This is a genomic window from Ruminococcus sp. AF17-22AC (genome assembly GCF_003460065.1).
In the GTDB taxonomy this organism is placed as follows: domain Bacteria; phylum Bacillota; class Clostridia; order Lachnospirales; family Lachnospiraceae; genus Blautia_A.
The window spans coordinates 155,940-179,152 of the sequence record NZ_QRXT01000006.1; the positions used below are offsets into that span (position 1 = coordinate 155,940).

The following is a 23,213-nucleotide window of genomic DNA, read 5'->3' on the forward strand; positions in this document are numbered from 1 at the left end:
TATGTCAAGAAGAAAATAGATAAAATTTAAAATAATTATATATAATCCATCAAAATAAAAATAAACGAAAAATAGACTGAAAATAGTGACGCAAACATTTGCATAGAAACAGATGGGCAGGGAAAAATAATATGGAAAAACACTATCAAACAAATCTAAAGGAGGTAAAAACATGTTTCGATATCTTCCGGTACGAAGAATTTTTGCAAGACAGGTTCTGGACTCCAGAGGAAATCCGACTGTGGAGGTGGAAGCTACGGTGGGAGAAGGAATTGTAGGAACGGAAGGGTATACAGCAATCGCCAGTGTACCGTCCGGTGCATCTACAGGAAAGTTTGAAGCCGTGGAATTACGTGACGGTAAAAAAGGATATTATACAGGGTTAAGTGTTGAAAATGCGGTTGAAAATGTCAATACCAAACTGGCAGAGGCAATTGTGGGAGAAAATGCACTGGATCAGAAAAAAATCGATGAAATTTTGATTCATGTAGATGGTACAGACAACAAAAACAGTGTCGGAGCCAATGCTACACTTGGTGTTTCCATGGCGGTGGCAAGGGCAGCGGCGATGGCACTGAGGATTCCGCTTTATCAGTATCTGGGAGGATGTCATGCAAGCAGACTTCCGGTGCCTATGATGAATATTCTGAACGGGGGAAGGCATGCCGACAACACGGTTGACCTTCAGGAGTTTATGATCATGCCGGTTGGCTCGCCGGATTTTCGTGAGGGAATCCGGATGTGTGTGGAAATTTATCAGTTTCTTCGAATCCTTCTGAAAGAACGAAATCTTTCTACGGCTGTCGGAGATGAAGGCGGTTTTGCACCGGATCTTAAAGATGCCCGTGCAGTTCTGGAACTTATGACAGACGCAATACAGAAAGCAGGATACAAACCAGGAGAAGACGTGAAGATTGCAATTGATGCAGCGGCAAGTGAACTGTACGATGAGGAAAGAGGATGTTATTATTTCCCGGGAGAGAGCAGACAGAAAGGTAAAGAGATCCTTCGCGATACAAAAGAGATGATTGCATATTATGAGGATCTTCTGGATGAATTTCCGATCATTTCCATCGAAGACGGTCTGCAGGAAGATGACTGGGAGGGATGGAAACAAATGACAGAAACACTCGGCGGGCGCGTGCAGCTTGTCGGAGATGATCTGTTTGTGACAAATATTAAGAGACTCAAATGTGGGATCCGGCTTCAGACAGCGAATGCCATTTTGATCAAGATGAATCAGATCGGAACTTTAAGTGAAGCGATGGATGCAGTCGAAATGGCTCAAAAAGCTGGATATCGGGCGGTTGTGTCACATCGTTCCGGTGAAACTGAGGATTCGTTTATCGCAGATCTGGCGGTTGCAGTCGGTGCAGGGCAGATTAAAACGGGGGCGCCATGCCGTTCTGACCGTACTTCGAAATACAATCAGCTTCTTCGAATCTGTGACACACTGGAAAATACAGCGGTTTACGAAAATCCATTTGTGGATGAAAATGAGAATTATCAAAAGGAGAATTAATTAAAATAGTTGAAATCAGAATGTCGTTATGTTACAATAACTTCTAGTTGATTAGGAGGTGTAACTGAAATGCAGATTTTGAGAACTATTCTTACTGTAATTTTTGCCATAGATTGTATTGCTCTTACTGTTGTCGTTCTTATGCAGGAAGGTAAGCAGCAGGGACTTGGCGGCGCGATTTCCGGTGCAGCAGATTCCTATTGGGGAAAGAATAAAGGTCGTTCTATGGAGGGTGGTCTTGTTAGAGCTACCACGATTATGACAGTGTTATTTTTTGTACTGGCAGCAGTTTTGAATATGAATTTTTAAGAATTGTCAGAAGAAAACACTCTTGTATGATCACAAGAGTGCTTTTTTTTCTCAAAACAAAGGAGTTTAAGTGAGCAGAAAGAGAGTTCAGGAAAAGAAGAAGTTTTCCGGAAAAAAGAAATTTGTAAAGGGCAGGGCTGTAAAACAAAAGGCTGTAAAACCAAAAAAAAGAGAGATCTGCGAATGGGAGAAGCAGGGTCTGATCCGTGAGGGAACCTTTATCGGAAATCAGAAGGGCTTTGGATTTGTAGAAGTTGAGGGTGAAGAAGAGGATATTTTTATTCCTGCAAATGCGACAGGGACAGCCATGCATCAGGATCATGTGCGGGTACTGCTCGGGAAAGAACCAAAGAAAGGTAAAAGGCAGGAAGGAACAGTTATCCGTATTCTGGAACGCGCGAATCAAGAAGTGGTCGGAACATTTCAGCGGGAACGCGATTATGGTTTTATTCTCTGTGATAACCAGAAATTTTCAAAGGATGTTTATATTTCAGCCAAAAACAGCAAGGGAGTCCGGGATGGTGACAAGGTAGTTGCAGAGATCATAGATTATGGAGATGCCTCGCATAAGCCGGAAGGTCGTATTACAGAAAATCTCGGTAGCATCAATGCACCTGGGACAGATATTCTGGCTATTGTCAAAAGCTACAAGATTCCGTCGGAATTTCCGGTGAAGGTAATAAATCAGGCACTGCGTGTGCCAGATCATGTGCAGGAGGCTGACCGTGATGGTCGTCTGGATCTTACAGAACTTCGTACGGTAACGATTGATGGAGAAGATGCAAAGGATCTGGATGATGCGGTGTCTTTGACAAAAGAAAACGGAATTTATCATCTGGGGGTTCATATCGCAGATGTCAGCAATTATGTACAGGGTGGGAGTGCGCTGGATAAAGAAGCACTGAAACGTGGGACAAGTGTCTATCTTGCAGACCGTGTGGTACCGATGCTGCCGGAACGGCTTTCAAATGGTATTTGTTCGCTGAATCAGGGAGAAGACCGTCTGACACTCAGCTGCCTGATGGATATTGATGAGACAGGCTGTGTAGTGAATCATCAGATTGCAGAAACAATTATACGCGTAGACCGCCGCATGAGTTATAATCAGGTACGAGAGATCCTTGAAGACGGTGATACAGAAATCAGTCGGGAGTGTCGGGAATTGGTGCCGATGTTTTTCCTGATGAAAGAGCTTTCTGCGCTTCTGAGAGGCAGGAGACATAACCGTGGGTCTATCGATTTTGATTTTCCGGAGAGCAAGATCATACTGAACGGTGCCGGAAGAGCCATCGATGTACAGCCATATGAACATAACGTTGCAACTGATATCATAGAAGATTTCATGTTGATGGCGAATGAGACTGTTGCAAAAGAGTATTGCAAGGGCGAATATCCTTTTGTATACCGTACCCATGAAAATCCGGATCCGGAAAGAGTTGAGTCGCTTCTGACACTTCTTCGACATCAGGGAATTCAGGTACAAAAAGCAGGAGAAGAAATTTCACCGAAAGAGATTCAGGAAATACTGGAGAAGATACAGGGAATTCCGAATGAGGCAATGCTCAGCCGTCTGATACTCCGTACAATGAAACAGGCAAAATATACGACAGAGTGCAGCGGGCATTTCGGACTGGCCGCAAAATATTACTGTCATTTTACATCTCCGATCCGCAGATATCCGGATTTACAGATTCACCGTATCATCCGTGATAATATAAGGGGACGACTTAAGAGAGAAGGAAAGACAGAACATTACCGCGAGATTCTGGAAAGTGTAGCAGAGCAGTCAAGCATCTGTGAACGGCGGGCACAGGAAGCAGAGCGTGAATCCGACCGTCTCAAAAAAGCAGAGTACATGTCCTATCATCTGGGAGAAGAATTCGATGGGATTATTTCCGGAGTGACTGCATACGGGCTTTATGTGGAACTGCATAATACAGTCGAAGGACTTGTGCATATCAGCACATTATCCGATGATTACTATACATTTGATGAAGAAAATTATGAACTGAGCGGAGAACTCACAAAGAAGATATACCATCTGGGACAAAAAGTACGGGTTCGCGTGGCAGATGCGGATGCACTCAGCAGGACAGTGGATTTTACAATTGTTGAATGATTGAACAGGGGAGGTGTGGCTCATGGCAAAAAAAGCAGGGATGAAGCTGGTCGCCAACAACAAAAAAGCATTTCATGATTATTTTATTGAAGATACTTACGAAGCAGGAATTGCACTTGCAGGTACAGAAGTAAAATCACTTCGTGCCGGAAAATGCAGTATCAAAGAATCTTTTATCCGCGTAGAAAAGGGTGAGGTATATATATATGGTATGCATATCAGCCCATACGAAAAAGGAAATATTTTTAATAAAGATCCGATGCGCATAAGAAAACTGCTCCTTCACAGACATGAGATCAACAAGATCGAAGGCAGCCTTCAGGAAAAAGGACTGACACTTGTACCGCTGAAAGTCTATTTCAAAAACAGTCTCGTCAAGCTTGAGATAGGTGTGGCGAGAGGCAAAAAACTCTACGACAAGCGACAGGATATTGCGAAAAAAGACCAGCGGAGAGAAGCGGAAAGAGAGTTTAAAGTAAAGAATCTGTAACTCTAAAAAATGTGTGAATTGATGTACATTTGGTTGACAAGATTCTGATACTCTGTATAATTGTATTAAAAGATGATGTTATATAACTATTCCATATTCAGAATAGGAGGAATTATATATGTTTAAGAAAAAATATCTTGCAGTTGCCGGCTTGATGGCTCTTGCAGTCGTGATTTCCGGCTGTGGAAAGAAGAATTCAGGAGATTCCGTAGTACAGGCTACCCCTACACCGACACAGGAGACAGCTGTTACGGCTACCCCTACACCGGAGCTGATAAATATGGAAGAAACCACTGAGAAGAATATAATGGGAGAGAAAACTTCCACCGCGTCAAAGGTTACGATTGTTAATAAGACCGGATCAGAAGTGGCTGCTATTTATATCCGTGAAACCCCTTCAGATGATTCTGAGGACGATGAATGGGGCGATGATCTTGTAAATGGTATGTTTACACTTAAGAACGGTGAAAATGCAGTTTACTATTATGAGAAGGGAACCTCTTCTGCGACATACGATATCCGTATTACGTATTCTGACGAAGAAAAGAATGAGTGCTTTTTCCGTAAACTTCCACTGAAAACTATGAAGCAGATCACACTTCGCATGGACGGAAGCGGCGATGACGCAATCCCATATGCAACTTATATGACGGCAAGCAGCACAAAAGAAGTTTCTACATTAAATGATGTTAAGAAGCGGCTGGGATTGTCGACAGATGATTCTGAAGATGATTCTTCTGTGACACCGACACCGACAGATTCGGACAAATCTGATTCTAACAATTCTTCGGATTCTGACGGTAATAATGCAAGTCCGACGAGTACACCATCTGCAGATAATAACTCGGGTTCAGATGGCGACAATACAGATCCGACGAACTCCACGATTCAGACCGCAGAAGGATATATCGGCATGTCTATCGATGATCTGGAAAGCGCTGTTGGCTCTGCCCAGTCGTCAGAATATGATGAAGATGATACGACAGGAACAACCGGATATTATTACTATCCAGATTTTACAGTATCTACTTCAGTAGATGAGGCTGGAAATGAAATTGTAACAGGTATATGGTAAAGAATTCTGATTTTACCGGAACCGGATAACAGAAAGGATAAATTTATGAAAAGAATTTTACTCAAATTAAGTGGGGAAGCTCTTGCCGGAGCTGCAAAGAGAGGATTTGATGAGGAAACAGTCATTGCTGTTGCAAAGCAGATCCGTACGATTTCAGAGGAGGGTACACAGGTAGGTATCGTAATCGGCGGTGGCAACTTCTGGAGAGGTCGTACCAGTGAAACAATCAACCGCAACAAAGCAGATCAGATCGGAATGCTTGCTACGGTTATGAACTGTATTTATGTTTCTGATATCTGCAGATATCTCGGCCTTAAGACAGAAATTTTTACGCCATTTGTATGCGGCGCTTTTACCAGTCTTTATTCTAAAGATGCTGTAGAAGAAGCTTTTGCAGAAGGTAAGATTCTCTTTTTTGCAGGCGGTACAGGACATCCGTATTTTTCTACAGATACAGCAACTGTACTCCGTGCAGTTGAAATTGAGGCTGAAGCAATTCTCCTTGCAAAAGCAGTAGATGGAATTTATGACAGCGATCCGAAGCTTAACCCGAATGCAGTGAAGTATGATGAAATCTCTATCGAAGAAGTTGTAGACAAGAAACTGGCTGCAATGGATCTGACAGCATCCATTATGTGTCTGGAGCAGAAGATGCCGATGCTGGTGTTTGGGCTGGAAGAAAAAGACAGCATCGTAAATGCTGTACATGGCAAATTTACAGGTACAAAAGTAACTGTATAAATTTAATAAAGAGAAGGTAATAAAAATTATAAGAGGGAGATTTTGACAAATGGATGAAAGAGTTCAGAAATATGAGCAGAAAATGACAAAGACATTAAATGGCTTTGAGGAGGAGCTTACAACGATCCGTGCAGGTCGTGCGAATCCGCATATCCTTGATAAAATTACAGTAGATTATTATGGAAGCCCGACACCGCTTCAGCAGGTAGCAAATATTACTGTTCCAGAAGCTCGTATGATCCAGATTCAGCCTTGGGAATCAAGTCTGATCAAGAGCATCGAAAAAGCAATCCTTACATCAGATCTCGGGCTGAATCCGAGCAATGACGGAAAGCTTATCCGTCTGGTTCTGCCGGAACTTACTGAAGAACGCCGTAAAGAACTTGTAAAGGACGTTAAGAAAAAAGGTGAGGCAGCTAAGGTTGCAGTAAGAAACATCCGTCGTGATGCAAACGATGCATTCAAAAAACTGACTAAACAGGACGTATCCGAAGATGAAGTAAAAGATCTGGAAGATTCTGTACAGAAACTTACAGATAAGTTCATCAAAAAGATTGACGCAGCAGTAGATACAAAAGCGAAAGAAATTCTGACTGTATAATCACACAGACAGAAAGAGGAGGGAGAGCCGCATTAAGGCTCTCTTTCTGTTGAAATACAGGAATCTTGTCGAAAATAAAAGGAGAACATATGAAAGTACCGAATCATATTGCGATTATTCTTGACGGCAATGGCAGATGGGCGAAAGCCAAGGGGATGCCGAGAGGATATGGACATATTAAAGGGTGTGCGAACCTTGAAAATATCTGCGATGACATCAAAGATCTCGGAGTAAAATATCTGACAGTCTATGCCTTTTCTACAGAAAACTGGAAGCGTTCCAGAGAAGAAGTTGAGGGACTGATGAAACTGTTCCGCAGCTATCTTAAGAAATGTATGAAGAGTGCGGAGAAAAATCATATGCGTGTAAAGATCATAGGAGATCCTTCTGCATTTGCACCGGACATTCAGGAAAAAATCCGTGAGCTGGAAGAATTTTCAAAAGATTATGATGAATTGTACTTTCAGATTGCCTTAAACTATGGCAGCAGGGATGAAATCGTTCGCGGAGTCCGCAAATTGGCACAGGATGTTGCTGACGGCAAATGTACTCCGTCAGAGATTGATGAATCTTTACTGGAAAATTACCTTGATACAGCCGGAGTTCCAGACCCGGATCTGCTGATTCGTACAAGTGGAGAACAGAGATTATCCAACTTCCTGATGTGGCAGCTTGCATATACAGAATTCTATTTTACAGATGTGCCGTGGCCGGATTTTCACAAAGAAGATCTGATTAAGGCAATAGAAAAATACAATAGCAGGGATCGCCGCTTTGGGGGTGTGAAGGAGGAATAATTATGTTTAAAACAAGACTCATAAGTGGAATTTTGCTTGTGATCGCAGCATTGCTTACGATCATAAGTGGCGGTTATGTGCTCTTTTTTACATTGTTATGTATTTCCCTGATCGGAATGCAGGAGCTTTATAAGGCAATGGGCATACATGAGGATCGTACCGGATTATTGGAAATCGTCGGATATCTGGGTGCTGTTCTTTATTATATCAGCCTGCTCCTTGGCTTTGAAAGCTATGGACTGATGGCAGTGCTGGTTTCTCTGATCCTGGTGATGTTTGTTTATGTATTTACATATCCGAAATATCATGCAAATCAGGTAATGGCAGCGTTTTTTGGTGTGGTTTATGTGGCAGTGATGCTGTCATTCATTCTTATGACAAGAAATCTTCCGGATGGCAAATTTATTGTCTGGCTGATTTTCCTCTGCTCATGGGGATGCGATACCTGCGCGTATTGTGTGGGCATGCTGATCGGTAAGCATAAGATGGCACCGGTGCTCAGTCCGAAGAAGTCAGTAGAAGGCGGTGTCGGCGGAGTTGTCGGGGCTGCACTTTTGGGTGTGATCTATGCTGCTGCGACACAGGGGCCAATGGTGGAATATGCAGTAATCTGTGGGATTGGTGCATTGATTTCCATGGTTGGAGATCTGGCGGCATCCGCAATCAAGAGAAATCAGGGAATCAAGGACTATGGTAAACTGATACCGGGCCATGGTGGTATTCTGGATCGTTTTGACAGTGTGATCTTTACTGCGCCGGTTATTTATTATCTTGCCAAAATTATTCTTGGTGTCTGATATTGCCAAAGGAGAAAAACATGAAGAAAATTGCAATTTTAGGATCTACAGGTTCGATCGGAACACAGACGTTGGATGTGGTCCGTGCTAATGGAGATATTGAAGTGCTGGGCATCAGCGCCGGAAGAAATATTCAGAAACTGGAAGAACAGGTTCGGGAGTTTTCTCCTCGTCTCGTTGCTGTATGGGATGAAAATGCAGCAAGAGATCTTGCAGATAAGATTAAAGATACAGACACCAAAGTTGTTTCAGGAATGGATGGACTTCTGGAACTGGCGGCTATGCCGGAAACAGAAATTCTTGTCACAGCAATCGTGGGAATGCTTGGAATCCGCCCGACGATTGAAGCTATCCGTGCAGGCAAGGATATAGCACTTGCAAATAAAGAGACGCTTGTGACCGCGGGACATCTGATCATGCCGATGGCAAAAGAATACGGGGTACGGATTCTGCCGGTAGACAGTGAACACAGCGCGATTTTTCAGTCTCTGAATGGAGAACATCGATCAGAAGTACATAAACTTCTGATCACCGCATCGGGAGGTCCTTTCCGTGGGAAAAAGCGTAAAGACCTCGAAGCAGTTACACTTGCGGATACTCTGAAACATCCAAACTGGGTGATGGGACAGAAGATTACCGTAGATTCTGCGACACTTGTCAATAAAGGTCTGGAAGTCATGGAAGCGAGATGGCTGTTTGATGTAGATCTTGATCATATTCAGGTAGTTGTCCAGCCACAGAGTGTAATTCACTCCATGGTAGAATTTAAGGATGGTGGAATTATTGCACAGCTTGGAACTCCGGATATGCGTCTGCCGATACAGTATGCACTGTATTATCCACACAGAAGATATCTCGGAGGAGACCGCCTGGATTTTGCTGCACTTAAACAGATTACATTTGAAGAACCGGATATGGAGACGTTTCTGGGATTGCCGATGGCAATTCAGGCATCAAGAGCAGGTGGTTCAATGCCAACTGTTTTCAATGCGGCAAATGAGCTGGCAGTACGTAAATTCCTTCATCAGGAAATTGGATTTCTTGATATTTATGATATTATCGCACAGTCGATGGAACGACATAACGTAGTCGAGAATCCAGATCTTGAAGAAATCCTTGCAGTAGAAAGTGACACTTATCAATGGATCGAAAGCAGGTGGTGATTTGAAGATACTGATTGCTGTAATTATTTTCAGTGCAATCATTCTTTTCCATGAATTTGGACATTTTTTGTTTGCAAAATTAAATGGAATCGGGGTTACAGAATTTTCTCTGGGAATGGGACCGAGACTCTTCAGTTTCCAGAAGGGGGAGACTCGTTATTCTCTGAAACTACTCCCAATCGGCGGTTCGTGCGCGATGGTTGGTGAGGACACGGATGAAGAAGAACTCCCGGGTTCTTTTAATGCGGCATCGGTAGGGGGAAGAATCTCTGTTGTTGCGGCGGGTCCGGTGTTTAACTTTATTCTGGCTTTTGTGCTGGCAGTGATTATTGTGGGATTTGTCGGTTATGATCCGTCGGAGGTTGTTGAGGTAGAGAAAGGATCACCTGTAGCGGAAGCGGGTCTTGAAAAGGGTGATGTAATTACAGAATATGATGGTTATCATGTGGATCTGGCGAAAGACCTGTATGTCTATATGTATCTGAATAATCTTGAAGAAGGTGACACCGTCACCATGAAGGTGAAACGTGACGGGGAGACAAGGACAATCACCTATACACCGGATGTTTCTGTACGATATCTTCTTGGGTTCAACCGTTCAGATGCATCTTCTATGACTGTGGAATCTCTGATTGACGGGATGCCGCTTCAGGAAGCGGGATTGCAGGCAGGAGATACGATCACGGCAATCAACGGTACGGAGATTGCAGACGGAGAAGCATATGATGCATATCTGGAAGAGCATCCGCTGTCCGATGAGCCGGTAGAAATCACTTATGAACGTGACGGGCTGGACTACACAGCAACCATTACACCGAGAGAGTATCGTACCCCGCAACTGGGATTTTCTTATAATTTAGGATATACAAAGACATCTGGTCTGCAGGTGTTGAAATACGGCGCACTGGAAATCAAATACATGGTCAGAACGACTCTTTTAAGCCTGAAAGAGCTTGTGACAGGGCAGCTTGGATTTCAGAACTTAAGCGGTCCGGTAGGAGTAGTGGATGCTATCGGAACGACATATGAACAAAGCAAGAGCGAGGGCGCTTTGATGCTCTGGATGAATATGCTGAATATGGCAGTGCTTCTTTCCGCAAACCTTGGTGTAATGAATCTGCTTCCACTCCCGGCACTGGATGGCGGTCGTCTGGTGTTTTTGATTATTGAAGCAATTCGGAGAAAACCAGTCAACCGTGAAATCGAGGGAAGGATTCATTTTGCAGGTTTGATGCTTCTGATGGCATTGATGGTAGTTGTTATGTATAATGACATACTGAAAATTTTTTAAAAATTGAATAAACTGGTTAAAAAAGAGTGTGAATATTGCAGAATAGTTTCACACTCTTTTTCGAAATAGTAAACAAAAGACAGGATATTGTGAGAAGGACAGTGGTGAAGTTGGATAAAAAATTAAGTATTATTATACCTTGTTACAATGTGGAAAAATATATCGCAGAGTGTCTGGAATCTGTTTGTAATGCCAGGGACGCCGAAGTAGAAGTGATATGTGTGAACGATGGTTCTACGGATGGTACGTTGAGTATAATTGAACAGTGGAAACAAAAAGATGACAGGATTATTATTATTAATCAGGAGAATAAAGGAGTTTCGGCAGCCAGAAATCAGGGGTTGAATCTTGCAAAGGGAGAGTTTATCTATTTTCTGGACGGTGATGATAAAGTAGCAGATGTTGCAATTCTGAAAAAGTGCTGTGAACAAATGCAAAGAGATAATCTGGAAATATTGATAGGAGCAGCCAGAAGTTTTTATGAATTTCCTGAACTGCAAAACAAATTTCCTGAATTTGAAAAACGTTATCGCATAGAACATGAATATCCGCCGGTAATGAAAGGGACTGAATTGATGGCGGAGATGCGGCGCAACGGGGAATGGACAGTATCTCAGTCGATGAGGATATATAGAAGAGATTTTCTTCAGGTTAATAATATTCATTATACTGAGGGAAAAATATATGAAGATAATTATGTTTCATTTCTGGGTATGTATCTGGCAGAGCGGACAACTGCGGTAAAAGAAATTTTATATGAAAGAAGAGTTCGGGAAAACTCAATCATGACACAGAAAGTAACGCATAGAAATGTAGAGAGTTACCTTGTGAATTTTATTCAGGATCTTTATCTGATTGCAGAGTACAGAGATGTGAAAAAACCAAATATGGGTATGGATTTTCCACTGGATATTGCCCGCCGGGAAATAAAAAGAACATACAGGCTGTTGGATGAAGAGGAAAAAAGAAAATTTGAAGAATGTCTGACAGAAGAACAGAAGTTTTATTTTGATGTACTTATTCGCAGGGAAATTGAAGTTGTGTATATGCTGGATGCCAAAAGCAGACTTCTGGAGCGTACGGTTAAAGAAAACAAAGAGATGCAGAAGAAACAGGAGAACAGGATTCGGAAGTTAGAGGAACAGGTTGCAAAGCTGGAAGAAGATAAGAAACAAGAGCACGAAAGAAACGAAAAACATCAAAAAGATCTCAAAAAAGCGAATAAAAAACTCAAAGAATTAAAAGCATCCAATTCATGGAAGATTGGACGTGCGATAACATGGCCGGTAAGAAAACTGAAAGCTATTTTAAGAAAGTTTTCCAATGGTAATGCATAAACTATCCTGAGAGACATTTGTCAGGAGAAATAAATGGATTTTTATAGAAAAGTTCGGGCGCAGCAGGATCAGGTGGATGATGGAACGCTGAAAGTCAGTGTATTTACAGAAGACGGTACGCGTCCGGTGAAAGATGCGCTGGTGCGAATATCTTACACGGGAGAGAGTGGACAGACGGTGGAGGAAGTACGGACAGATTCATCAGGGCAGACACCTGTACTGGATCTGAAAACACCTCCGCTTGAGTACAGTATGGAGCCGGTGGAAGAACAGCCATATGCGGAATATACCATACAGGTAGAAGCGGAAGGATTCGAAAATACGGAGATTGCCGGTACGCAGGTGCTTCCGGGAGTGCAGGCACAGCAGGCGGTAAAAATGGCATTTCGTGCGGAAGCATCGTTTGAGCGTCTGGTGATCGGTCCCCATACTCTGTTTGCAGAATATCCGCCAAAGATTGAAGAATCGGAAGTCAAACCGGTGGATGAGAGCGGCGAAATTGTTTTAAGCAGGGTAGTGATACCGGAATATATTGTGGTACATGACGGTTCGGTAAATGATACGACAGCACCGAACTATTATGAACGGTATCGGGATTATATAAAAAATGTTGCAAGCAGCGAGATCTATGCGACCTGGCCGGATGATACGATCCGTGCAAATATCCTTGCAATCATGTCTTTTACATTGAACCGTGTTTATACGGAATGGTACCGGAATAAGGGCAAAGATTTTACAATCACATCCTCCACAGCGTATGATCACAAGTGGATCCGGGGAAGAAATGTATTTGACAGCATTGCCCGAATTACGGATGAACTTTTTGAAAATTATCTCTCCAGGCCGGATGTGCGCCAGCCGATTCTTACACAGTACTGTGACGGGCATCGGGTACAGTGCAGAAATCGTGGCTGGATGACACAGTGGGGCAGCAAGTCACTGGGAGATCAGGGCTATTCACCGATTGAGATCCTCAGATATTTTTATGGAAATGACATGTATATCAATGTAGCAGAAGAAATTTCAGGTATTCCATCCTCATGGCCGGGATATGATCTGAATATCGGTGCGACAGGAGAAAAAGTGCTCCAGATTCAGGAACAGCTTAATGTGATCGCAGACGCTTATCCGGCAATTCCGAAAGTAAATGCGGATGGGATTTACGGGGAACAGACCAGCGCGTCCGTGCGTAAATTCCAGAATGTGTTCGGGCTTCCGGAAACGGGAATCACGGATTATCCGACATGGTATAAGATACAGGAAATCTATGTTGCGGTCAGCAGAATTGCGGAATTGAACTAAAAATACAAAAAAATAAAAAAATTTATAAAAAAGTGTTGACTTTATGTCATATCTCTGGTATTCTATCACTTGTCGCGAGGAAACAATCCTGCGAAACAGAATATGCGGAAGTGTCGGAACTGGCAGACGAGCAAGACTAAGGATCTTGTGAGCATTGCGCTCGTGTGGGTTCAAGTCCCATCTTCCGCATAATACAAAAAAGACGTTGACATTGTTCAGAACTTTTTGTATAATATCTGTTGTCGCGAATAAGTTATCCGTGAAATGCGATATGCGGAAGTGTCGGAACTGGCAGACGAGCAAGACTAAGGATCTTGTGAGCATTGCGCTCGTGTGGGTTCAAGTCCCATCTTCCGCATAAGAAGCCCTTGATTTTCAAGGGCTTTTTCTTTTGGCAAAACAGACGCCGGAGACTCTTTTTTGACGCGAAATCAGTTATTCAGATGTCGAAATATTTAATCTGAATGATTTTTTTGAAAAAAAGAGGAATTTGAGACTTTGTGCAGAATATAATTAATAAGAGGTATTTTGTCAGTCTATGGAGCCTGTGGAGGACATGCCTATGAATATTCGAGAAAACATGGAACAGAGAGAACTTGAGCTTCTTAGTCCTTATGCTGCACATAGCGGTCATTCACGGGGCAGGGAGCGGATAGAGGAAGAGTGTGATGTACGTACGGTTTATCAGAGAGACCGTGACCGGATATTGCATTGCAAGGCATTCCGGCGGATGAAAGATAAGACGCAGGTTTTTCTTGCACCGCAGGGAGATCATTACAGAAACCGCCTGACGCATACGCTGGAAGTTTCTCAGATTGCGCGTACGATTGCGAAGGCATTGCGATTGAACGAAGATCTGGTTGAGGCAATTGCGCTCGGACATGATCTGGGACATACACCTTTCGGACATGCAGGTGAACGGGCGCTGGATGAAATCCATCCGGGTGGTTTTACACATTATCAGCAGAGTATCAGGGTAGTCCAGATCCTCGAAAAAAGCGGTGAAGGTCTGAATCTTACATGGGAAGTAAGAGACGGAATCCTGAATCACAGGATCAGTGGCTCACCGACAACTCTGGAAGGTCAGGTTGTGCGTTTTTCTGACAAGCTTGCATATATTCATCATGATATGGATGATGCACAGCGGGCAGGCGTTATCACGGAAGATGATATACCGGTCACGCTCCGGATGCTTCTGGGATACACGACGCGTGAGAGACTGAATACCTTTGTTCATGATATTATCGAAAACAGTCTTGAAAAAGATCATATAGAGATGTCTTCGGAGATTTATGAGGCACTTATGGATCTTCGTGGAATCATGTTTCAGAATGTATATACACATCCTGGAGCAAAAGAAGAAGAATTAAAAGCAATCAAAATGCTGAAAAAGCTTTATGTATATTATACAGAAAATCCGGAAGAGATGTCTGAGGAATACCGCCTTCTGATGAAGAGGGGAGAATCGAAAGCGCAGGTTGTGTGTGATTATCTGTCAGGTATGACGGACCAGTATTCCATGGCGAAATTCCGGAAGATCTTCATACCAAAGTCCTGGGAGGTCTATTAAATGGCAGAGGAGGATGAGTATGCGTTATTCGGACGATATCATTGAAGAAGTGCGACAGAAAAATGATATTGTAGATGTAGTATCGCAATACGTCAGATTAACAAGAAGGGGCAGTACATATTTTGGACTCTGTCCGTTTCATAATGAAAAGACTCCTTCGTTTTCTGTGACACCGGGCAAACAGATGTATTACTGTTTCGGATGTGGCGCAGGAGGAAATGTATACAATTTTATTATGGAATACGAGAATTATACATTCGGTGAAGCACTGAAACATCTGGCAGACAGAGCCGGAGTAGAGCTTCCGAAGATCGAGTATTCCAGAGAAGTCAGAGAGAAAGCAGAGCAAAGAGCGGAACTGCTTGAAATCAATAAGCAGGCTGCACAGTATTACTATTATCAGCTCCGTACCGAGGGCGGAAAGATCGGATATCAGTATCTTTCCGGCAGAGGGCTGAGCGAAGAAACAATGCGTAAGTTTGGACTTGGTTATTCTGATAAGTTTGGCGGCGGACTTTACAAATTCCTGAAATCAAAGGGATACAGTGATGAGAGACTTCGGGAATCCGGACTTTTTAATGTTGATGAACGCCATGGAATGTACGACAAGTTCTGGAATCGTGTGATTTTTCCAATTATGGATGTGAACAACCGTGTGATCGGTTTTGGCGGACGAGTGATGGGTGACGGCAAACCGAAATACCTGAACTCACCGGAAACCAAAATCTTTGATAAGAGCCGAAATCTTTACGGACTGAATATTGCAAGGACAACGAGGAAAAAGTATCTGATCCTCTGCGAAGGCTACATGGATGTGATCTCCATGCATCAGGCAGGATTTACGAATGCGGTAGCATCGCTCGGAACAGCATTAACTTCCGGACATGCCAGTCTTCTGAAACGTTATACACAGGAAGTTCTTCTTCTGTATGACAGTGATGAGGCGGGAATCCGGGCGGCTCTTCGAGGAATTCCGATCCTTCGGGATGCCGGAGTCAGTTCGCGAGTCGTGAATCTGAAACCATACAAAGACCCGGATGAATTTATCAAAAACATGGGAGCAGAAGCTTTCGAAGAACGCCTCAGACAGGCATCTGACAGTTTTATGTTCCGTGTGAGTATTGCAGAATCAGAATTTTCGATGGATGAGCCGCAGGGGCAGAATCGTTTCTTCGAACGGTGTGCAGAGCTGTTGCTCGAATTAAAAGATGAACTGGAACGTAACCTTTATATTGAGGCAATCGTTAAGAAATACAGGGGACAGTATGGTGTCAGTGTCGAGGATTTAAGAAAAAGGGTCAATACACTGGCCCTGAAGGGAACTCCGGCGGAAAACAGAACACAGCCAAAGACCAGTGGCGGACAGAATAAAAAGAAAAAAGAATCCGCTTCGGATCAGGCACAGAAACTGATGCTGACATGGCTGGTTACTTATCCGGGAATTTTCGATAAGGTGGCACAGTATTTGAATGCAGAGGATTTTATCGTTCCGCTGTATAAGGAAGTGGCACAGATGCTGTTTCGTCAGAGAGAGGAAGAAGGACAGGTCAATCCTGCCAAGCTTCTGAACAGCTTTACGGACAGTGAAGAGCAGCGGGAAGTCGCATCGCTTTTTAATGCGACGATCCATCTGGAGACACAGCAGGAACAGGATCGGGCTTTTGCAGATACGCTTCTTCGTATCAAGGCAGAAAGCCTTGCAGAAAAAAACCGTAATCTGGATCCGACAGATATGGTGGGATTGCAGCAGATCCTCAAAGAGAAAAAAGAATTGGAAGAACTTGGACGAAAACGTCAGGAACTGCATATTTCTTTTGAATAAGGTTAAAATATAAACACTATATGGAGGGAATGAGCACCTATGGAAATGAATATGGGCAAATTCAGCGAGAAACTGGTAGAACTTCTGGAGCTTGCAAAAAAGAAGAAAAATGTACTGGAATATCAGGAAATCAGCGATTTCTTTAAAGAACAGCCGCTGGAAGTCGAGCAGATGGAAAAGGTTCTGGATTTTCTGGAAGCCAGTGGAGTGGATGTGCTTCGTATTTCAGGAAATGATGAAGAACTGATACTTGATGTGGATGACGATGCCGACATCGAAAAGATGGATGACGAGGAAGAAATCGAACTTGACAAGATCGACCTTTCTGTTCCGGAAGGTGTAAGCATTGAAGATCCGGTTCGTATGTATCTGAAAGAAATCGGTAAGGTCAGCCTTCTTACGGCAGACGAAGAAATTGAGCTGGCAAAACGTATGGAACAGGGTGATGAGGAGGCGAAGAAACGTCTGGCAGAGGCCAACCTCCGTCTGGTAGTCAGTATTGCCAAAAGATACGTAGGACGTGGTATGCTGTTCCTGGATCTGATTCAGGAAGGTAATCTTGGCCTGATTAAAGCCGTTGAGAAATTTGATTATCGTAAAGGTTACAAATTCAGTACCTACGCAACATGGTGGATCCGTCAGGCAATTACAAGAGCAATCGCAGATCAGGCAAGAACCATCCGTATTCCGGTTCATATGGTAGAGACGATCAACAAACTGATCCGTGTTTCCCGTCAGTTACTGCAGGAACTCGGACGTGAACCTACTCCGGAAGAAATCGCAGAAGAAATGAAGATGCCGGTAGAGCGTGTGCGTGAGATCCTCAAGATCTCCCAGGAACCGGTATCTCTGGAAACACCTATCGGCGAAGAGGAAGACAGTCATCTTGGAGATTTCATTCAGGATGATAATGTACCGGTACCGGCAGATGCAGCTGCATTTACACTTCTGAAAGAGCAGCTGATCGAGGTACTTGGTACACTGACAGAGAGAGAACAGAAAGTACTGCGCCTTCGCTTTGGTCTGGACGACGGACGTGCACGTACTCTGGAAGAAGTTGGAAAAGAATTTAACGTTACCAGAGAGCGTATCCGTCAGATCGAGGCGAAAGCACTCCGTAAACTCCGTCACCCGAGCCGCAGCCGCAAACTTAAGGATTATCTGGATTGATGGCAGGCAAGGTGCAGCTGTCAGAGAGGCTGACAGCAATTGCGGAAATGGTAACAGAAGGAAACCGGCTGGTTGATGTGGGTTGTGATCATGGATATCTGCCGGTGTACCTGATGCTTCAGCATAAGATCCCCGGGGCGATTGCCACAGATGTGGGCAAAGGTCCTCTGGCAAGAGCACAGGAACACATCGCACAGTATCATATGGAAGCATACATAGAAACGAGATTGTGCAACGGTTTGTCTGAAATCCGGCCAGGTGAGGGAGACACCCTTGTGATCGCGGGAATGGGCGGACCACTGATGGAGCGAATCTTAAGTGCAGGCAGACATGCACTGCCGGGATTTCAGGAGCTGATTCTGCAGCCGCAGTCGGATATTCCCCACTTCAGACGTTTTGTTATGCAGAACGGTTATCAGATCGTTCAGGAAGAGATGATTCTTGAAGACGGCAAGTTTTATCCGATCATGAAAGTGGTTCAGCATGAAGGAGAACAGCCTGCTGTATGGAGTCGAGAAGAGGAAATGTTTGGACGCCTGCTTCTTGAGAGAAAACATCCGGTACTTAAATTATATCTGGAGCGTGAACTCCGCATTCGAAGTGAGATTTCGGCACAGCTGGAGTTGGCTTCCGGTGATGCAGCGAAGAAGCGCAGAATGGAAGTAGAGGAGGAAAAGCAGTTGATTTTGACTGCTTTAAAACGATATGAAAGTTAAAGAACTGACCGGCTGGCTGGATGGCAGATACCCGTCATCCGCAGCAGAGCACTGGGATAATGTAGGACTTCTGGTCGGAGATGATGAAGAAGAGGTCAGTCATGTATTTCTGGCGCTTGACCTTACGGAGTCGACACTTGCGCAGGCAATAGATGCCGGAGCGGATATGATCATTACTCATCATCCGATGATCTTTGAAGGTCAGAAAAAAATTAATAATCATACATTTACAGGACGCAGGATTCTTTCCCTTATAAAGCATAATATTCAGTATTATGCAATGCATACGAATTATGATATCCTCGGAATGGCAGATCTTAGTGCAGATTATCTCCGGCTGACAGACAGAGAAGTTCTTTCCGTGACCGCAGAGACGCAGGATGGTAAGGATGGATTTGGCCGTGTAGGAGAGCTGCCCCGCAAGATGTCATTAAAAGAATGCGGAGAATTTGTTAAAAATGCATTGTCTTTAAATGATGTAAAGATTTACGGAGATCCGGATACACAGGTCGAAAAGGCTGCCATCTGTACCGGAAGCGGCAAGAGTATGATTTCGGATGTTCTTGCAAAGGGTGCGCAGGTTTATGTCACAGGAGACATTGATCATCATACAGGAATTGATGCGGTAGCACAGGGACTGACTATCGTAGATGCCGGTCATTACGGTACAGAATATATTTTTATGAAAGCGATGGAGAACGTTCTGAAAGAACAGTATCCGAATCTTCAGATCACATGTGCAAAGGTGCAGAGTCCGTATATGATATTATAATAAAATAAAAGATGCCGTGAACAGGAGGTCTGTTTTATGGATAAAAAGATGTTTAAGGTCGTGATCGCCGGAGAGACAAGGATGTATCCGGAAGGAACCACATACAGAGAAATTGTTGACGAGAGCGGTATACACACGGAGGCTCAGGTCATCCTCGTGATGGTAAACGGAAAACTCCGTGAACTTCAGAAGAGACTGAAATCGGACTGTACACTGGAATTTGTGACAACGAAAGACCATATCGGTTTTGAAACTTATAAGCGAAGCGTGTGTCTCGTGCTCCTGCGTGCAATCTATGACGTGGCAGGCAGGGAAAACGTTGATAAAGTAATGATCCACTATTCTGTGGGAAATGGTTACTATTTTACAATGGAAGGAAAAGCAGCTCTTGATCAGGATTTTCTTGACAAAGTCAAGTTACAGATGCACAAACTGGCGGACGAATGTACTCCGATCGGGAAACGTTCTGTCAATACAGATGAGGCAGTAGCACTTTTTCATAAGCATCGGATGTATGATAAGGAAAAATTGTTCCGGTTCCGCCGTGTCTCAAAGGTAAACATCTACAATATCGGTTACTATGACGATTATTTTTATGGCTATATGGCAGATCATGCAGGATATGTACAGTATTTTGACCTGAAACTGTATGATGAGGGATTTGTTCTGGAACTTCCGGAGCGGAAGAACCCGTCCGTGATCCCACCGTTCCAACCGCAGGATAAAATTTTCCATGTGCAGAAGGAATCGCAGGAATGGGCAGAAAAGATGGATATTTCGTATGTCGGCGATCTGAATGACCGAATTACGAAAGAAGGAATCAGCAATATTCTGCTTGTACAGGAAGCTTTACAGGAAGCGAAAATTTCTGATATCGCACAGCGGATCGTATCAGAAGGAAATAAGAAGTTTATCATGATCGCAGGTCCGTCTTCATCAGGAAAGACCTCGTTTTCGCACAGACTTTCCATTCAGCTTACTGCACATGGCATGAAACCGCACCCTATCGGTGTGGACAATTATTTTAAAAACCGTGAAGACACTCCGTTTGATGAATTCGGTGAAAAAAATTATGAATGTCTCGAAGCAATCGATGTGGAGCAGTTCAATAAAGACATGCTGGCGCTTCTTAATGGAGAGCGTGTGGAACTCCCGGTATTTAATTTTAAGACAGGACTGAGAGAGTACAAAGGTGATTTCCTGCAGCTTGGCAAAGATGATGTACTGGTGATCGAGGGAATTCACGGACTGAATGATAAACTCAGTTATGCACTGCCGGCAGAAAGTAAATTCAAAATCTATATCAGCGCACTGACGCAGTTAAATATTGATGAGCATAATCGTATTCCGACAACGGACGGCCGTCTGATCCGCAGAATTGTACGTGATGCACGTACGAGAGGCACTTCAGCAAAGGAGACGATCGCAAGATGGCCTTCTGTCAGAAGAGGAGAAGAGGCAAATATTTTTCCGTATCAGGAAGAGGCAGATGTGATGTTTAACTCAGCGCTTGTATATGAACTTGCCTGCCTGAAAGTATATGCCGAACCGCTTCTGTTTGGAATTGATAAGAGCGAGCCGGAATATCTGGAAGCGAAGCGTCTGTTGAAATTTTTGGATTATTTTATCTCCGTTCCAAGCGAAGATATTCCTCATAATTCTCTGTTGCGAGAATTTGTAGGCGGAAGCTGCTTTGATGTATAAAAATATGAAAATATTTAAGAAGTGTATCTTTTAAAGGTACACTTCTTTTGCTATAATTTTGGTATAAAATCTTGTGAAAAACTGAATACAGGAGGAAGCGTATGAAAAAGAAACGTGTGACAGCACTCATGCTGGCTCTTTTTATGGTATTTAATGATACTGCCCACCCATTTGGGGCAGAAAATATTGCTGTAGAGAATCCTGCAGAAGAAGTTGTTGTGCAGGAAGAAGCAGGGATGGATTCTGCAGGTGAAGAAGAAAATGAAGAAGCGGCAGAGTTGGAAATAACGGAAGCACCGGCAGAGGAGAATGTGGCAGAAGTATTTGAGAATCCGTCCGAAGAAAAGAATGAAATTGATCTGCAGGAAGAAACAGAAGTATTTTCAGACTCTTCAGAGTCACAGGAAACAGGAGAAAATTCTGATTTTGTGATTGATGTAAGCGGAAAACTGACACAATATAATGGTTCGGATGCAGACGTAGTGATTCCTGACGGTGTGACCACGATAGGAAGTAATGTTTTTCAGAACAATACTACGATAGAATCAGTGACTTTTCCAGACAGTCTGAAAGAAATTGGAGATTATGCGTTCAATGGATGTACGAACCTTAAAGGAGAATTAATATTACCGGATAATCTGGAAACAATAGGAAGCTATGCGTTTTTCAATTGCAGTGGAATAACGGGAGAACTTGTAATACCGGATAAGGTTACGTACCTTCCACGAGGCACATTTGCCGGAATGAGCGGAGTTACTGCACTTACTATAGGAAGCAAGGTGAACTCCATCTATACAGATTCAGACTCATCGCATGCATTTTATAGTATGACGAAAGTGGAAACGGTAACTTTCCTTGGAGCAACACCGCCCAGTATAAATTATTCAGGTGTTTTTTATCATATGCTGAAACTGAAAACTGTGTATGTCCCTGAGGGAACCTATAAAGCATACAATAAAGCGTATAAAGACACGATGTTAGAGTCGGTATACTTAAAAGAAACCGGAGGCGGCGATTTCATCGTTTCAGACGGAGAACTGGAGGGATATACCGGTGAAGCTACAGACGTGACAATTCCGGAGAGTGTGACAAGAATCGGAGAACGTGCATTTTATAAGACGCAGGTACGAAAAGTAACGATTTCTCCGAAAGTAACAGAAATCGGGGAAAATGCATTTCAGGGCAGTACTGCATTGCAGGAAGTCGTATTTTCCGGTGAAAATAATGTTGCTGAGATCGGAAGCTACGCGTTTAGTGGATGTGGTGAGCTTACGGGCTTCAGCTTCGGAGAAAATCTGACAGAGATAAAAGAACATACCTTTGAATATTGTACGAAGCTGAGTGGAGAACTGAGGCTTCCGAAAAACCTGACAGTGATTGGAGCTTCTGCGTTTGGCAGCTGCTCCGCACTTAAGGGAAATCTGAATATACCGGAAAATGTAACCAGTATTGGCGGCAGTGCATTTAGTGGCTGTAGTGGTCTGACAGGAAATCTGCAGCTGCCGGAGAAGATTACCAGTATCGGAGCGTATGCATTTTATGCGTGCAGCGGATTTAATGGAAGCCTTACGCTTCCGTCCGGGATAACGGAAATTGCAGACTCTGTATTTGGTGGCTGCAGTGGGCTTACGGGAGAACTGACTATACCAGCGGGTGTGACGAGGATCGGAAACTATGCGTTTGGCGGCTGCAGTGGATTTACTGGAGAGTTAAAGCTGCCGGAAAATCTTGAGAGCATGGACAATTACGCATTCAGTGGCTGCAGCGGATTTACAGGAGAGCTGGTGATACCGGATAAAGTTACATATATTCCAAGAGAAGTATTTGCCAGAATGACAGGAATCACAGCACTTACAGTAGGCAGGGGCGTAACTTCCGTATACACACATTACAATGATGAACTGCCGTTCTATGG

20 protein-coding genes and 2 tRNA genes are annotated in these 23,213 nt (G+C 43.5%); all 22 read left to right on the plus strand.

The genetic code is table 11. The features are described from left to right. Positions 1-172: 172 nt before the first annotated feature. Positions 173-1,522, plus strand: a complete 1,350-nt coding sequence (eno, locus tag DWW86_RS10765; protein WP_117943073.1) for a phosphopyruvate hydratase — start codon at positions 173-175, stop codon at positions 1,520-1,522. A gap of 69 nt (positions 1,523-1,591) precedes the next feature. After that, positions 1,592-1,831, plus strand: a complete 240-nt coding sequence (gene secG / locus DWW86_RS10770) for a preprotein translocase subunit SecG (RefSeq protein WP_072520994.1) — start codon at positions 1,592-1,594, stop codon at positions 1,829-1,831. Between the two features lie 70 nt (positions 1,832-1,901). Next, on the plus strand, positions 1,902-3,950 hold the full coding sequence (gene rnr, locus DWW86_RS10775) for a ribonuclease R (protein WP_117943075.1): 2,049 nt from the start codon (positions 1,902-1,904) through the stop codon (positions 3,948-3,950). Between the two features lie 22 nt (positions 3,951-3,972). After that, the gene (gene smpB / locus DWW86_RS10780; RefSeq protein ID WP_072520995.1) at positions 3,973-4,440 is read left to right on the plus strand and encodes an SsrA-binding protein SmpB; all 468 of its coding nucleotides are present in this window, start codon (positions 3,973-3,975) and stop codon (positions 4,438-4,440) included. A 118-nt stretch (positions 4,441-4,558) separates the two neighbouring features. After that, positions 4,559-5,515, plus strand: coding sequence for a hypothetical protein (locus tag DWW86_RS10785; protein WP_117943078.1), 957 nt, complete (start codon positions 4,559-4,561; stop codon positions 5,513-5,515). Positions 5,516-5,560: 45 nt separating this feature from the next. Beyond that, positions 5,561-6,256, plus strand: a complete 696-nt coding sequence (gene pyrH / locus DWW86_RS10790) for a UMP kinase (RefSeq protein ID WP_072520997.1) — start codon at positions 5,561-5,563, stop codon at positions 6,254-6,256. A 49-nt stretch (positions 6,257-6,305) separates the two neighbouring features. Next, complete coding sequence (frr, locus tag DWW86_RS10795; protein WP_072520998.1) at positions 6,306-6,857, plus strand: ribosome recycling factor; 552 nt, start codon at positions 6,306-6,308, stop codon at positions 6,855-6,857. 89 nt (positions 6,858-6,946) lie between these two features. Then, a complete protein-coding gene (gene uppS / locus DWW86_RS10800) occupies positions 6,947-7,654 on the plus strand; it encodes an undecaprenyl pyrophosphate synthase (protein ID WP_072520999.1) in 708 nt (235 codons plus the stop codon). 2 nt (positions 7,655-7,656) lie between these two features. After that, positions 7,657-8,451: a phosphatidate cytidylyltransferase gene (locus DWW86_RS10805; protein WP_117943080.1), complete on the plus strand. Its 795-nt coding sequence runs from the start codon at positions 7,657-7,659 to the stop codon at positions 8,449-8,451. Positions 8,452-8,471: 20 nt separating this feature from the next. Continuing rightward, complete coding sequence (gene dxr / locus DWW86_RS10810) at positions 8,472-9,614, plus strand: 1-deoxy-D-xylulose-5-phosphate reductoisomerase (RefSeq protein ID WP_072521001.1); 1,143 nt, start codon at positions 8,472-8,474, stop codon at positions 9,612-9,614. 1 nt (position 9,615) lies between these two features. Continuing rightward, on the plus strand, positions 9,616-10,905 hold the full coding sequence (rseP, locus tag DWW86_RS10815; RefSeq protein WP_072521002.1) for an RIP metalloprotease RseP: 1,290 nt from the start codon (positions 9,616-9,618) through the stop codon (positions 10,903-10,905). Positions 10,906-11,009: 104 nt separating this feature from the next. Then, positions 11,010-12,242 carry a glycosyltransferase family 2 protein gene (locus DWW86_RS10820; protein ID WP_181985341.1) on the plus strand — a complete coding sequence of 411 codons (1,233 nt, stop codon included), beginning with the start codon at positions 11,010-11,012 and terminating at the stop codon, positions 12,240-12,242. A gap of 33 nt (positions 12,243-12,275) precedes the next feature. Then, positions 12,276-13,544, plus strand: coding sequence for a peptidoglycan-binding protein (locus DWW86_RS10825; protein WP_117943084.1), 1,269 nt, complete (start codon positions 12,276-12,278; stop codon positions 13,542-13,544). Between the two features lie 104 nt (positions 13,545-13,648). Next, positions 13,649-13,733: transfer RNA gene (locus DWW86_RS10830), tRNA-Leu, on the plus strand. 84 nt (positions 13,734-13,817) lie between these two features. After that, positions 13,818-13,902, plus strand: a tRNA-Leu gene (locus DWW86_RS10835). 204 nt (positions 13,903-14,106) lie between these two features. Beyond that, a complete protein-coding gene (locus DWW86_RS10840) occupies positions 14,107-15,114 on the plus strand; it encodes a deoxyguanosinetriphosphate triphosphohydrolase (protein ID WP_117943086.1) in 1,008 nt (335 codons plus the stop codon). Between the two features lie 19 nt (positions 15,115-15,133). Beyond that, positions 15,134-16,936: a DNA primase gene (gene dnaG / locus DWW86_RS10845; RefSeq protein WP_117943088.1), complete on the plus strand. Its 1,803-nt coding sequence runs from the start codon at positions 15,134-15,136 to the stop codon at positions 16,934-16,936. 39 nt (positions 16,937-16,975) lie between these two features. Beyond that, positions 16,976-18,106, plus strand: a complete 1,131-nt coding sequence (gene rpoD / locus DWW86_RS10850; protein ID WP_117943090.1) for an RNA polymerase sigma factor RpoD — start codon at positions 16,976-16,978, stop codon at positions 18,104-18,106. Then, positions 18,106-18,822, plus strand: a complete 717-nt coding sequence (locus DWW86_RS10855; protein WP_117943092.1) for a tRNA (adenine(22)-N(1))-methyltransferase — start codon at positions 18,106-18,108, stop codon at positions 18,820-18,822. Before rpoD ends, DWW86_RS10855 begins: the two co-directional genes overlap by 1 nt. Next, positions 18,812-19,594, plus strand: coding sequence for a Nif3-like dinuclear metal center hexameric protein (locus tag DWW86_RS10860; RefSeq protein WP_117943094.1), 783 nt, complete (start codon positions 18,812-18,814; stop codon positions 19,592-19,594). The genes DWW86_RS10855 and DWW86_RS10860 overlap by 11 nt, the downstream gene beginning before the upstream one ends. Before the next feature lie 36 nt (positions 19,595-19,630). Next, the gene (locus DWW86_RS10865) at positions 19,631-21,298 is read left to right on the plus strand and encodes a nucleoside kinase (protein WP_117943096.1); all 1,668 of its coding nucleotides are present in this window, start codon (positions 19,631-19,633) and stop codon (positions 21,296-21,298) included. Between the two features lie 101 nt (positions 21,299-21,399). Then, the coding region (locus DWW86_RS10870) for a leucine-rich repeat domain-containing protein (protein WP_147338111.1) at positions 21,400-23,213 on the plus strand (1,814 nt) is incomplete at its 3' end.